The sequence below is a fragment of the Rhizobium sp. 05N49 genome (assembly GCF_056396805.1).
In genome coordinates this window covers 26,052-38,256 of the sequence record NZ_JBFTME010000001.1, presented here as the reverse complement: position 1 = coordinate 38,256, position 12,205 = coordinate 26,052, and the positions used below count along the sequence as shown (strand labels likewise).

The 12,205-nt window shown below is 62.1% G+C and carries 13 protein-coding genes; 12 read left to right on the top strand and 1 reads right to left on the bottom strand.

Translation table 11 applies throughout. From position 1 onward, the window contains the following. Positions 1 to 160 precede the first annotated feature (160 nt). From AC1DF8_RS00215 to AC1DF8_RS00170, 10 genes are all read left to right on the top strand, one after another. Positions 161 to 604, top strand: a complete 444-nt coding sequence (locus AC1DF8_RS00215) for a DUF805 domain-containing protein (protein ID WP_029616564.1) — start codon at positions 161 to 163, stop codon at positions 602 to 604. A gap of 243 nt (positions 605 to 847) precedes the next feature. Then, entirely contained in the window at positions 848 to 1,294 is a 447-nt protein-coding gene (locus AC1DF8_RS00210) for a DUF805 domain-containing protein (protein ID WP_113015308.1), read from the top strand. A gap of 21 nt (positions 1,295 to 1,315) precedes the next feature. After that, the gene (locus tag AC1DF8_RS00205; protein WP_018115804.1) at positions 1,316 to 1,762 is read left to right on the top strand and encodes a DUF805 domain-containing protein; all 447 of its coding nucleotides are present in this window, start codon (positions 1,316 to 1,318) and stop codon (positions 1,760 to 1,762) included. Positions 1,763 to 1,803: 41 nt separating this feature from the next. Next, the gene (locus AC1DF8_RS00200; RefSeq protein WP_477994455.1) at positions 1,804 to 2,511 is read left to right on the top strand and encodes a hypothetical protein; all 708 of its coding nucleotides are present in this window, start codon (positions 1,804 to 1,806) and stop codon (positions 2,509 to 2,511) included. After that, the gene (locus AC1DF8_RS00195) at positions 2,504 to 3,778 is read left to right on the top strand and encodes a DUF4350 domain-containing protein (RefSeq protein ID WP_477994453.1); all 1,275 of its coding nucleotides are present in this window, start codon (positions 2,504 to 2,506) and stop codon (positions 3,776 to 3,778) included. The genes AC1DF8_RS00200 and AC1DF8_RS00195 overlap by 8 nt, the downstream gene beginning before the upstream one ends. Beyond that, positions 3,765 to 4,721 carry an AAA family ATPase gene (locus tag AC1DF8_RS00190; RefSeq protein ID WP_018115807.1) on the top strand — a complete coding sequence of 319 codons (957 nt, stop codon included), beginning with the start codon at positions 3,765 to 3,767 and terminating at the stop codon, positions 4,719 to 4,721. Before AC1DF8_RS00195 ends, AC1DF8_RS00190 begins: the two co-directional genes overlap by 14 nt. Beyond that, entirely contained in the window at positions 4,722 to 6,029 is a 1,308-nt protein-coding gene (locus tag AC1DF8_RS00185) for a DUF58 domain-containing protein (RefSeq protein ID WP_477994452.1), read from the top strand. It begins immediately after the preceding gene. After that, complete coding sequence (locus AC1DF8_RS00180) at positions 6,026 to 7,105, top strand: stage II sporulation protein M (RefSeq protein ID WP_113015312.1); 1,080 nt, start codon at positions 6,026 to 6,028, stop codon at positions 7,103 to 7,105. Before AC1DF8_RS00185 ends, AC1DF8_RS00180 begins: the two co-directional genes overlap by 4 nt. Beyond that, on the top strand, positions 7,102 to 8,010 hold the full coding sequence (locus AC1DF8_RS00175) for an RDD family protein (protein WP_477994450.1): 909 nt from the start codon (positions 7,102 to 7,104) through the stop codon (positions 8,008 to 8,010). The genes AC1DF8_RS00180 and AC1DF8_RS00175 overlap by 4 nt, the downstream gene beginning before the upstream one ends. Before the next feature lie 62 nt (positions 8,011 to 8,072). Then, positions 8,073 to 8,402, top strand: a complete 330-nt coding sequence (locus AC1DF8_RS00170) for a hypothetical protein (RefSeq protein WP_113015314.1) — start codon at positions 8,073 to 8,075, stop codon at positions 8,400 to 8,402. A gap of 93 nt (positions 8,403 to 8,495) precedes the next feature. Here AC1DF8_RS00170 and AC1DF8_RS00165 read toward each other — a convergent pair whose 3' ends face one another. Then, positions 8,496 to 10,409: an adenylate/guanylate cyclase domain-containing protein gene (locus tag AC1DF8_RS00165; RefSeq protein ID WP_477994448.1), complete on the bottom strand. Its 1,914-nt coding sequence runs from the start codon at positions 10,407 to 10,409 to the stop codon at positions 8,496 to 8,498. 1,225 nt (positions 10,410 to 11,634) lie between these two features. Here AC1DF8_RS00165 and AC1DF8_RS00160 point away from each other — a divergent pair. Then, positions 11,635 to 11,919, top strand: a complete 285-nt coding sequence (locus tag AC1DF8_RS00160) for a GlsB/YeaQ/YmgE family stress response membrane protein (protein ID WP_018115814.1) — start codon at positions 11,635 to 11,637, stop codon at positions 11,917 to 11,919. Between the two features lie 5 nt (positions 11,920 to 11,924). Next, positions 11,925 to 12,191 carry a DUF982 domain-containing protein gene (locus tag AC1DF8_RS00155; RefSeq protein ID WP_477994447.1) on the top strand — a complete coding sequence of 89 codons (267 nt, stop codon included), beginning with the start codon at positions 11,925 to 11,927 and terminating at the stop codon, positions 12,189 to 12,191. The last annotated feature ends 14 nt before the right edge of the window (positions 12,192 to 12,205 follow it).

Sequence of the window (12,205 nt, the reverse complement as noted above, 5' to 3'; positions counted from 1 at the left end):
GAACGCAAAAGCGTTTTCATTTTTGAATAGTGACGGATACGACTGATTTATTGCAATTTCTGCGTTTGAATCGTAGCTGTTTCTCATTCGAAACAACTGTCATTCCAAGGCGATGGTGAGAGGTCACCACGCGAGCAACAAGCAGAAATGGGGGCACTTTATGGGGTTTACCGAAGCTGTTCGGACGGTTCTGACGCAAAAATATGCTACCTTCTCCGGTCGGGCCTCCCGCTCGGAGTGCTGGTGGTTTCAGCTGTTCTACGGGTTGGTGCTGGTCGGGCTTGGAATTTTTGCTGCTTTGGCCGCCGGTTCCAATGGTCAGGATGGACCGTCGTCACTGCTCATTGCCATTGGGGTCATCGCCGGCCTGTTTGTGCTCGCAATGATGTTGCCGCAGATGTCCCTCACGGTTCGCCGCTTCCATGATCGCAACATCTCGGGCTGGTGGTATCTCGCGATTTTTATCGCAAACTTCATTCCCTACCTCAATGTTGTCGCGGGCCTCGCGGGCTTCGTCATTACCGTGCTTAGGGGCACGGAAGGTCCGAACAAGTTCGGACCGGATCCGCTGCGTCCTGAGGTAAGGGCGGAGGTTTTTGCCTAGGGCATTGGTTTACCCGCAATATCGACTTGCCGAGAGCTGCGTTCCCGGCAAATTAGTCTCGAGCGATACTGCGATGCAGAAAAACAACGCAAGATCGTTATTTCTTTGAAATGCGAGGCGATACAACTGTGTTGTTGCAATCCCCACGTTTGAATTGTAGCACTTTTTATCCGAAACGACTGCCATTCCAGTGGGATGGGTTGACGTGGGGGCGCTTGGGGTAAGCGGAAATGGGGCATTTCGATGGGGTTTGCTGAATCTGTCCGGACGGTTCTGAGGAGGAAATATTTGACCTTTTCCGGTCGCGCCGGCCGTTCAGAATATTGGTGGTTTCAGCTGTTTTTCTGGGGGCTTTTGCTTGCCCTTTTTGTGCTGTTCGGCGTGGTCACAGACGCGACGCGCCGGCCTGACGGATATTCGTCATCGACTACGTTTATTATTGTCGTGATTGGACTGTTCATACTTGCAATGTTCTTGCCGCAGGCAGCCCTTCATGTTCGCCGCTTCCATGATCGCAACATGTCCGGTTGGTGGTATTTTGTGGCAGTCATTCTGAGCTTTGTTCCCTATATCGGTCGCGGTGCGGGCATAGGAATTCTTATCGTTTCGGCGCTCAGGGGTACGGAAGGTCCGAACAAATACGGGCCGGATCCGCTGCGCCCGGAGGGCAGGGCCGAGGTTTTCGCCTAGGGCTGGGAGTGGGCATTTCAAATGGGGTTTGCTGAATCTGTCCGAACGGTTCTGTCGAAGAAGTACGCGATCTTCTCCGGTCGCGCCTCCCGCTCGGAATATTGGTGGTTCCAACTGCTCTACTGGGCGCTGCTGGCTGCGTATGTCCCGCTGCTTGTTACGGTCAGCGAGGCGACGGATGGGCCTGACGGACTTTCGCAGATCGCAGAAGTCATGATGACCATCCTGATCCTGTTCCTATTGGCGACCTTGTCGCCGCAAACGGCCCTTCACGCGCGACGTTTCCAGGATTGCGGTATTTCCAGCTCCCGATATGGCACGCTGGTTCTTCTCTGTGCCATTCCGGGTTTGGCGATCCTTGCCGGGCCTGCGGTGATCGTGATCTGCTTGCTTCCGGGCACGGAAGGTCCGAACAAATACGGGCCGAATTCGCTGATTGCGGAACCACGGGCGGAGGTTTTCACCTGAGCCGCATCCTCCGTCATATTGGCCTGCTGCTGGCGCTATCGTTGGCCGCCTCGGCCCAGTTTTATCCTGCGTTGGCGCAGGACAGCAGCGGTCAGCAGGCCGACCGGCCTCTCAGCGTCGTCGGCAGCGAATATGCCGCGCAATGTGCGCTGAATGGCGTGCGCTGCAAGCTCACCTATCGCCATGATGGCGTCGAAAAGTCGAAGCGCGTGCCGGATGCGGCGCTATCGCGTGACAACCGCTCGTTTTCTTCGCAGGAGCCAGCCGTCGGCGGTTCGCTGGCAGTCGTACTGGTGCTGGTCGCCCTTGTCGTCATCATCGGCCTTGCAATGTTTTTCGGCAATGGCGGCGTGCTGCTCTCATCTGCGCCGCGTGACGTGAAGAAGCGGCAGGGGGAGGCGCCGGAGAGCTGGCGCACATCCGACGCTGCGGTCGAGGAAAGGCCGAATGATTTCCTGTCGCGGATTGCCGCCATGGCCGATCGCCGGCAGGCCCTGGTGCTGCTACTCCGGCACTGCCTGCTGCACGCGGCTGACGCGACGGGGACACGGCTTTTCCGCTCGGATACGGAGCGGGCGGTTTTTGCCCGCCTGCCGGCAACCATGCCCGACCGCGAGCGGCTGGAACATCTGCTGGCCGAGGCGGAGCTCGTGCATTATGGCGGCCGCACATTGCAGGAAGGGCATTTCGATACGCTTCTCAACTCGGCGCGCGCTTTGCTGTCGGTAGGCAGGCTCAGCCATGCGTAATGCCGCGCCCGTTCTCATCCTGCTGGTTCTGGTAGGGCTTGCGGCGCTGGCGCTGTTCGGGATGCCGCGGGACAATGATTTCGATCATTCGCCGCTCGGCAGCCGCGGGCTGCAGGTCTGGCTGGAAGCCAAGGGCATTCCCGTTATTCGCTCCGATCCGCATTTCGTCAGGGCGCGGGCGGAAATCTCCGTGCGCATGCTTTTCCTGCCGATATCGGAGATCGAGACCGCCGCACCCGCGGGAGAAGAGAAAACGGGCGATGTGTCTCCGGAAGACTGGGCCTACGAAGCGGTCAACCACGGTCTGCCGACGCTGATCGTCATGCCGAAATGGCGCGGCAGCGTGTTGAGGGATGGCATTGCAGGGCAGTCGGACCTGCTGGCTCTGYCCGCCATACAGGAGAGGCTCAACAGGGTCGAACTTTCCAGCAAGCATCTCTCGCGCAACGCGCCTGAGTTCGAAGAGGCACAAGTCGGTCTGAAACAGTTCCAGCAGATGAAGATCGCCCTGTATCAGGCGCAGACCTTCGATCGGGAAAGCCTGTCGGACGATTGCAAGGAGATCGTCGGCATGCCGTCGGGCGCGCTGCTCGTTCGCTGCGATGACAATCCCGACGTCTATTTGCTGTCCGACCCCGATCTCGTGACCAATCACGGGCTGGCGCTCGCTGACAATGCCAGCTTTGCCGTGGCCCTCTTCGAGTATCTGCGTGGCGTCGGCGAGACGCGGCCGGTCTATATCGACACGACTGGCGCGCCGCTTGATGACAAGAAACCGGTGGACGAAGGGCGCAGCTATGAGCGTTCCGGCTCCGATCTCAAGCGCTTCTTCGCCTATCCGCTCTCCGCCATCTGGGGAACCCTGTTCGTTGTCGTGGCAATCTGCTTCTGGCGCGGGTTCTGGCGTTTCGGACCGCCGCTCAAGGATTCCTCGGGAAATATCGAACTGTCGAAATCTGCGGCGATCGAAGCAACCGCCAGGTTGCTTCGCCTGTCGGGCAATGACGGGCGGATGGTGTCGCAGTTCGTGCTCCATCTGCTTGCCGACAAGGCGCAGTTGCTCTTCGGCCCCGGAGCCGGAAACGAGGCCGGCATAGATCGGCTGTTCAAACGTCTGGCGCGCCGCGATCACGCGGCGGCGCAGGCGCTGCATTCGTCGGCTCAGGCGCTGATTGACCGCGGGCATTTGATGAAATCTGCGGATCTGCACCGCAATCTTGAAACATTCAGGAAATCGCTAGGGAGCGTCGACTTTGGATCTGGGTGAATTTCGCAATCTCATCGCCGCTGTCAGGGGCGAGATCGGCAAGGTGGTGCAGGGACAGGATGCGATCATCGATCTCGTGCTGATCTCGATATTCTCGGGCGGGCACTGCCTCGTCGAGGGACCTCCGGGCACGGCAAAGACCCTGCTTGCCCGCTCGGTTTCGGCTGCCATGGCGCTCGATTATCGGCGCATCCAGTTCACGCCGGACCTGATGCCGGGCGATGTGCTCGGCGTCAATCTCTTCAACTTCCAGACCAACCAGTTCCATCTCACCAAGGGACCGGTCTTTACCGACATCCTTCTCGCCGACGAAATCAACCGCGCGCCGCCAAAGACGCAATCGGCGCTGCTGCAGGCGATGAACGAGCGGATGGTGACGCTCGATGGCGTCGATTATCAGCTCGGGCCTGACTTCTTCGTGCTCGCCACGCAGAACCCGATCGAGCAGCAGGGCACATATCCGCTGCCGGAGGCGCAGCTCGACCGCTTCCTGTTCAAGCTGGTCGTCGACTTCCCCGACCGTGAGACGGAGATCTCGATCCTGTCGCGCCATGCCGATCAGGCGCTGAAATCAGATATAGGCAAAGCCGGCATCCGGCCGCTGGTGACGAGCGAGGCGCTTGCCGCCGGCCGGGCGCTGATCGATGCGATCCATCTCGACAAGTCGATCCTCACCTATATCGTCGACCTCGTGCGCGCCACGCGCTCCGATGCCGATATCCTCTATGGCGCATCGACCCGTGCCGCCGATGCGCTTGCTGCCGCCGTGCGCGTGCGGGCTGCCTTCGAGGGTCGGGACTACGGCCTGCCTGACGATGTGCAGGCGCTGCTGACACCGGCCTTGCGCCACCGCATCGTGCTGTCGCCTTCGGCAGAGATCGACGGGCGCACGCCTGACGATGTGCTGCGCAGCCTCCGGAACCGCGTGGATGCGCCCCGGTAAATGCGGCCGTCCTCGCACCTGATCGCGCTTGTTCTTGCCATGGCGGCGCTGACGGTCATCGTCAGCGTGTGGTGGCGCGACATGAGCATGCCGCTGGTCTTCCTCTGGGTTGCGCTGGCGGTCGTCACGGCGGGCGATCTCGTCTTGTCGGCGCTGTCTGGCCGGATGGCTGTCGATGTCGATCTGCCGTCGCAGGGTTTTGTCGGCCATGCGGCTCCTTTCACTGTTGTCATCGACAGGCAGAAGGGCAAGCTGCCCGAGGGGATCGATCTCAGGCTTGATGTCGCGCCGGAGCTCGTCATCGGCGAGCGTCGCATGGAGCGTGCCGAGACCGGGCCGGTGAAGGCATCCTTCGATCTGCAGCTGACGCGGCGCGGGCAGTTTTCGGTGCGTGAGCTCTGGCTGAAATGGCCGTCGCGCCTCAGGCTGATCGACAGGATCGTGCGGCTGCCGGTGGGGCGCCAGATCGCCGTCATTCCCGATATCTCGCCGGTGCTGTCGGGCGCGGTCAAGACGCAGATCCTGCCGCTGGAAGCCGGCCAGAAGGATTTGCGGCTGCGCGGCGAGGGATCGGAATTCCATCAGCTGCGGGAATTTGCCGCCGGCATGGATCCGCGCAGCATCGACTGGAAGCGCTCGGCGCGCATGCGCAATCTCGTGGTGCGCGAGATGCGGGCGGAGCGAAACCACCAGATCATTCTCTGCGTCGATTCCGGGCGGCTGATGGCCGAGCAGGTCGGCGGCTTCACCAAGCTCGACCGCGCCATCAATGCGGCGCTCGCCATGTGCTGGGCGGGAGGGCTCGCGGGCGATCTCGTCGGCTTCTACAGTTTCGACAGCCGTCCGCGCCTCTTCCAGCCTGCCTTGCCGGGGCGTGCGGCGTTTCCACGTCTGCAGACGATCTGCGCCGATCTCGCCTACGAAACCCAGGAGACCAACCATACGCTGGGGCTGACGCATCTTTCCGGCCGTCTCAAGCGGCGCTCGCTGATCGTGATATTCTCCGATTTCGTGGACAGCATCACGGCGGAGTTGATGATCGAGAATATGCAGGTGCTCGCGCGGCACCATTTCATCGTTTACGTCGCCTTGCGCGATCCTGTCCTGGCAAAGCTGGTGGAGCCGGAGGAGACGACGCTCGATGCCATCGCCCGCTCTGTCGCGGCACGGCAGATCGTGCAGGAGCGGCGGGCCGTGATGGAGAAGCTTTCGCGTCTCGGCGTGCTCTGCCTCGACAGCACGCCCGAGGCGCTGACATCGGATCTCATTGCCCGCTACATCGAAATCAAATCCCGCGAGATGATATGACGGATCTGCGCATCGACCCCAGGATGGATAGTGGCGCGACGCTCCATGCCGGCGGGGTGCAGAACGATCTCCTGCGCTCGGCCCGCTTCCGGCTGGAACGCGAGGCGCACTGGCGCCAGCTGGACCAGCTGGTGAGCCGGGCGGAGGAGGGTGGGGCAGCTGCACTCAGCTATAACGAGGTGCGCGACCTTGCGGCCGGCTACCGGCAGGCGATGAATTCGCTCAGCGTCGCGCGCGATATTTCGCTCGACAGGGCCCTGGTCGCCTATCTCGAAAGCCTCTGCGCGCGCGCCTATCTCGTCGTCTATGCGCCGCAGGAAAGCCTCGGCGGGCTGATCTCCCGCCTGCTGCTGAAGGGCATTCCGCAGGCGGTGCGCCGCTCGGCCCTGCCTCTCTTCATCGGCTTCCTGGCGCTCGTTCTCGGCGCTCTTGCCGGATACAGGCTCTGCAGCAGCGATCCGAGCTGGTTCTATACGTTCGTGCCGTCGGAGCTCGCCGATCTGCGCACGCCGGACGCGTCGGCCGATTACCTGCGCTCGACGATCTACGGCAATGAACGGCATGAGAGCGACGGGCTCGCAGCCTTTTCGGCCTATCTCTTTTCCCACAATACGGGGATAGCCGTAATGATCTTCGCGCTCGGCGTCTTCGCATCGGTGCCGAGCTTCATTCTGACCTTCTACAATGGCCTGATGCTCGGCGCCTTCTTCGCGATGTTCCGGCAGAAAGGGCTCGGCTACGATGCCTTCGCCTGGCTTTCCATCCACGGCGTCACCGAGCTTGCGGCGATCTCGATTGCCTGCGCCGGCGGAGCGGGGCTCGGGCTCGCCGTCCTTCTTCCGGGGGCGAGAACCCGCAAAGAGGCTCTGCGCCACCAGGGGCATGATGCTGTCAAGCTCGCAATCCTCGCGGCCCTGATGCTGGTCGTGGCAGCCTTTATCGAAGGCTTCCTGCGCCAGCTGGTGCAGGAGCCGGTCTGGCGGATCGGCATCGGCTGGGGCATGGGTGTCTTCTGGGTCGCATGGCTCTCGCTTGCAGGGCGCGAAGGCAAGGCCAAGCATGGGGCCGCCAGATGAAGCAGCCGGACCAGACGATGACTGACGGCAAGCGCGTCATGCAGTTCATTCCGCCGGAGGGCGTGCCGATCAGTTTCGCGATCGCCTCGATCGGAGCGCGTTTGGGCGCGCAGATCCTCGATATCATCTTCACGACCCTGCTTTTCATCATTATCGCGCTTGCCGTCATCTTCACGGGGGTCTTGCCCCTTAGCGCCATGACGGTCCTGATCACCCTGATGGGCTTTCTGCTGCGGACACCCTATTACGTGCTCTCGGAGCTGATCTGGAACGGGCGCACGCTCGGAAAGCGGATAACCGGCATCCGCGTCATCAACGTCGATGGCAGACGCCTGACGCCGCATCAGGTGACCGCGCGCAACCTGATGAAAGAGGTGGAGATCTTCGCTCCAATGGGCCTTCTGGGCACGATCGGCGAACAGTCGGGGCTGGAAGGCGGATTGACGGCTGCCTGGCTCCTGGTGGTGGTGATCGTTCCGCTCGCCAACCGCCGCCGGCAACGTATCGGCGACATGATCGCCGGCACGCTGGTGGTCGACAATCCGCGCTCGGTGCTGCTCTCGGATCTCGCGCTTTCGTCTCCTGCCAAGGCTTCGTCGCAGCCGGCATTCGAATTCCTGCCCGAGCATCTCGATATCTACGGCAAATACGAGCTGCAGACGCTGGAGGATGTGCTGCGCGACACCACGAAGAAGCCGAACACCGAAGAGATCGTCAAGATCGTGCGCACGATTACGAGAAGGATCCGCTATGAGGATCCCGTGAAGCCCGGCCAGGAGATGCTGTTCCTCAACGATTTCTACCGCGCCCAGCGCGAGCATCTGGAGAGCCTGAAGCTGTTCGGAAAGGCGCGGGAGAACAAGTATCACGAGCATACGAAGACAGAGCCGAAGAAGCTTGTCTGAGGCGGGGTTGGCGGGCCTCATCGGCTGTCTTGTGCTTAGAAATCATATTGGGGGGCGACGTAATGAATCTGCGTATTTTGGGCGCTGTCGCGCTTGTTCTTGCTGCTACGGGTCATGCTCAGGCTGACGGTCGCACAGCCGCAGCGGCAGCTACCTTTCACGCCATGACAAAGTCGGCATGCGGTTTCAACATGACGACAGAATCGGCAATGAAAGCCGCAAGCACTTTTGGAATGACTGCTCCCGGTCTCGATTCAACGCTTTCGGCGATGTTTGCAGTTTGTGCCGAGATGAAAAAAGGAAACAAAGGCAAAACCATTGAGATCCAGGCGCGCGACAATCGCAATGTGCTGCGCAAGGTTACGCTTGAAAAGGCCAAGTGGTGGCAGTGACTGACGCTGGCATGGATAAGCCGGTATCAGGCTAAGGACGGCGCGGAGGAATACGGCATCGTTTGCGGCTGATCGTGATATTGCTCGACAGCACTAGCCGCCGCTCTCCCCGACAAGCTCCCACAGATCCACCTTCTCAGCGCGGCCCTTCACCTGCACCAGCCCCAGCGGGCGAAAGCCGAACCGGGTTCCGACCGCGTCGTGGATCGCCGCGCTCGTCAGGATCGAGGTGCCGAATTCCTTGTTCAGGCCTTCCAGACGCGAGGCGACGTTGATCGTGTCGCCCATGGCCGTGTACTGCTGGCGCGAGACGGCGCCGAAGCTGCCGACGACGGCGGGGCCGGTGTGGAGGCCGAAGCGGGTGATGAGTTCGGGGCGGCCGTTTCTGGCGTTCTCGTCGTTCAGGCCATCGATCGCGGCGCGCATGGCGAGGGCGCAGCGGCAGCCGTGTTCGGCGTGCGCCGGATCTTCGACAGGCGCATTCCACATGACGAAGATGGAGTCGCCGAGATATTGCACCACCGTGCCGCCATGGCGCTCGGCGATGGTGTTCAGAAGCTCGAAATAGGCTGACAGCGTATCGACCACGTCTTCAGGCGAGTGCTGCTCCGATATGGCGGTGAAATCCCTGATATCGGTGAAGAGCACGGTCACATCCTGGCGCGTCGCCTTGACGACGGCCCGGCCGCCGGGGCTGACGATGCGGCGGACCACCTCGCGCGGCACATAGAGGGCAAACTGGCCGATGGCGTGGCGGCTGGCGGCAAGAGCTGTCGCCAGCGTGTTGATCTCGGTAATCAAGGAGTGCGAGATGGCTTTCTCGCCGACATCGAGATCGCCGATCCTGCGCGCCTCGTCGGCCAGCCGATAGAGGGAGCGGCTGACCATGCGCGACAGAAGCACCGAAGCTGCGACACCAGCGAGCACCAAGCCCGCGGCGATCAGCAGATTGTGCAGGAGCAGCCGGTTGGCCTCGGCCACCAGATCCTCCATCGGCACGATGATCACCGCCGCGCTGCCCTTGAACAGGCCGGAGACGCTGACGGGGGCGATCTGCACGAGATGGCTTTCGCCGTCGAGCTCGATGCGTGCCAGGCCGCCATTGGCAAAGGCCGGATCGCGCCTCAGCCTCGCCACGGTCTCGATGCTCGTCTCGAAGCCGTTGGCCGTTGCGTCGAGCGTGCCTGCCGTTCGCGACCAGATGGCGATGATCCTGCTCATGATATCGGGGTTGGAATGGGCGATGAGATCATCGCCGGCATCGATGATATAGGCGCGCGCACGCGGCGAGATCCCGCGCGCGTCCAGCAGCCGGCTGATGGTCTCCAGGTGGATGTTGATGCCGACCACCACCTTGGCATCGTCGCGCATGGGCGCTGCGATCGTCAGCGTCGGGACACCCAGTGTTCCCGCAACATAGGGCCCGACGGAGACCGGCATGCCATCCTGGACGACGGATTGATACCAGGGGCGCTGGCGCGGATCGAAGGAGGCGTAGTCCACTTTTCGCTCGCCGATAGGCCTTGTCTCGCTATCGAGAAACTGCAGCGTCGAGACGACGTCGGCGCTTTGCCTGCCGGCGATGGTGCGGATCGCGAAAGCCGTCCCGTCAGGGGCTGCGAGCGTGCGGCGGGTATCCTGCCTTTCGGTGTTGATGACCTGCAGGTAGGAGCCGTCAGGATAGCCGGCATAGACGCTTGTCGCGTTGGGGACGTTGCGCAGAACCTCCAGAAAGAAGTCCTGCTTTGCCTTGATATCCTGAGGCGGCGGGGAGGCAAGCTGGGGCGAGGTGGAGGCGAGCGCCGCCGCTTCCATGGCGCCCTCCAGCGTATTGCGGTATCCCTCGATCAGCCGCAGGCTCATGCCGCGCATCTGCTGTACGCCGGCGCTGACCGCGGCCTCGCTTCCGCGGCTGAAGGCCAGCCATATGATCGGCATCGACGTGCAGAGCAGCGATGCGACGACCAGGACGCCGAGATGCAGCCTTAAGGGTTTGGACCAGCCCACGGAACTTCCCTCAAAATGCGGGGCCTCAAAATGCGCGGACTCGAAATGCGGAGCCGCCACATGCCGGGCCTCGACATGCGGGCGCACTCGACCATGCGGAATGAGCGTACCCAACTGCCGCAGCTAACCGCTTTTTCACGGGTTATACAAGGCACCGATAGGAGTACTCCTCTTGGTTGCACCCGATCGGGGTGCGGGCTGGCGCTGACGCCTCGCCTTCATGCCATCAGGCGATCCCTCCGGCGATCGCACGGCAAGAGCGGGAAGGGCGTACGCGAGCTCCGTTACCCGACGCGCCCGAGGGCTTCCTCTTCCGGTCCGTCGCGGGTCGCGGCGGTGCAGGATGCGGAGAAGAACAGCCATCACGGGGAGGCGCTGCAGGCGGTATCGAGCGGCGGGCGCAGGGCTGCGATCGGATGACGGCGCGCGAGGATCAGCGAAAAATGACGCGTGCCGAATGGGATATTGCCCGGTCGGGCGTGTCACACACTTTTCACGCGACTTCGGCCTTTATTCATGGTTATTTCGCGCGCTAAACGCGTTTTGGCGGACTGAGCAGGTATAGAGGCTCGCGAACGTATGGCGTGGCGGGCCCTATAACTGGCTTCAAATTCACAGCAGATTTCAGCCTTTCCCTGTCTCATTTCCTCGCGATACCACGGCCCCGCCCGGCGGCCGCGCGTCTCCGATCATGACCCTCACTTGCGATTCTGGATGGCTGCGCGATGCAGGCGGCGGAGGGCCCGGAGCATGCCTCAACGCCTGCCGATACGATAATGGCCGCTTCAGGCGGAAGCGGCCATTGATCATTCACCCGCGCTCTGCACGGCGCAGGCATCAACAATTGAAGGGCTTCCACTCGATACTCGGCAAGCCCCCCGCATCGGTTTCGGTCCAAGTAATCCTACTACCGCCGCCTAGCTACTTTCGTCGAGGTTCGGACGATTCGCAATTCATCCAAAAGGGTTAGGCCGAAACTGGCCCGCGCATGCCCGCCGGCCGCCCCTCATCATTCCGTTGCAGGGGGTAGATGAAGCGGCTCTTCCGGCTGCGAGCCGGCGCCTTCTGCCCGTCGATTACGGCCCGTCACGACCGTGCCGCCGGCGCCCGGCGGATGTTCGCAATACTCGATTGCAACGTAAATGAGGCCCCGCATTTACCGTTACGTACTTCCCACGGCATGCGACCGCGCTATCGTCCGGGCGAACGCCGATGGAGAAGACCGATGAACGAAGGACCGGTCGACTGGGGTAGCGCCATCCTGATCGGCGGCATGGCCGGGTGGATGGCAAACAAGTTCATGCATGCGCATGCCCATCTGATTGTCGATGTCGTGGCGGGCGTTGCCGGCGCCGTCCTGCTCAATGCGATGTTCGAGGGGCTCGGCTTTCATTATGGCGGCTGGGTGGAATTCCTGGCGCTCGGTTTCGTCGGGGCGTGCCTGCTGCTGGCGCCGGTGCGGTGGATGCGCGTGCGCCTGCGCAAGCCGCGCCCGCCGAACGACTGGTGAGCGCCATGGCCAAGGATGGTGGAGGCGATGATCTCAGTCCCGGTCCGCGGAACGTATGCGTGCTCGTTCGCAGTGCCGAGCACGACGGCTTCGAGTTCGTGAGTTCGGCAAGGCAGGCGCTGGCCCGCCTGGCAGACAGGTGGCCGGTGCGCGAAGCGGCCTATCACCATGCCGTCGCCACTTGCGGCGATGTCATGAAAAGCTGGTCGCCCAGCTACCTGGCGAGGATCGCTTTCGAGGATGCCGTCCGGGAAGCCGGTTTGTCCTGGTAAAAATGCCGTCTGGT